This is a genomic window from Roseomonas rosulenta (genome assembly GCF_016106005.1).
In the GTDB taxonomy this organism is placed as follows: Bacteria; Pseudomonadota; Alphaproteobacteria; order Acetobacterales; family Acetobacteraceae; genus Neoroseomonas; species Neoroseomonas rosulenta.
In genome coordinates this window covers 1-809 of record NZ_JACADR010000613.1, presented here as the reverse complement: position 1 = coordinate 809, position 809 = coordinate 1, and the positions used below count along the sequence as shown (strand labels likewise).

Below are 809 nucleotides of genomic sequence, written 5' to 3'. Positions count from 1 at the left end.
CCGCCCGCCCGGCCGGAGCCCAGCGCCCGTGACACCCCCGCCCGGCCTGCCCACCCGCCGCGCTGCGCGCGACCTGCTCGACGCCACCCTCGAACACCGCAAGCCGCTGGAGGAGGCGCTGGACGCGCTGCCCGGCCGGCTCGACCCGCGCGACCGCGCCGCGGCGCATCGCATCGCCGCCATGGTGCTGCGCCGCCTGGGCAGCATCGACGAGGTGCTGAGCCCCTTCTTGCGCAAGGAACCGCCGCCGCCCGCCCGCCACGCGCTGCGCATCGGCGTGGCGGAGCTGCTGCTGCTCGACACCCCCCCGCATGCCGCGGTGGCGACGGCAGTGGCGCTCGCCCCCAAGGCCTTCGCCGGGCTGGTCAATGCCGTGCTGCGCAAGGTGGCGGCCGAGGGGCCGGCGGCGCTGGAGGGACTCGATGCGCCGCGGCTCGATACGCCGGCCTGGCTCTGGGCCGCCTGGCACGCCGCCTATGGGCCGGCGGTGCGCGCCATCGCCGAGGCACATCGCGGCCCCGCGCCGCTCGACCTCAGCCCCGCCCCTGGCGCAGAGCCCCCTGCCGGGGCCGAGGTCCTGCCCACCGGGACCTGGCGCATGGCCGCCGGCACCCGCGTGACCGACCTGCCAGGCTTCGCCGAGGGCCGGTTCTGGGTGCAGGACGCCGCCGCCGCGCTGCCGGCGCTGCTGCTGGGCGCCCGGCCGGGCGAACGCATCGCCGACCTCTGTGCCGCACCCGGCGGCAAGACCGCGCAGCTGGCCGCCGCTGGCGCCGAGGTGACGGCGGTCGAGCGCGACGCCGCGCGCC

The 809-nt window shown here is 79.2% G+C and carries 1 protein-coding gene; it reads left to right on the top strand.

All coding sequences use genetic code 11. The annotated features are described in order from the left end of the window. Window positions 1-28: 28 nt before the first annotated feature. On the top strand, window positions 29-809 hold a 781-nt coding region (locus HW578_RS27230), incomplete at its 3' end, for a transcription antitermination factor NusB (protein ID WP_369407995.1).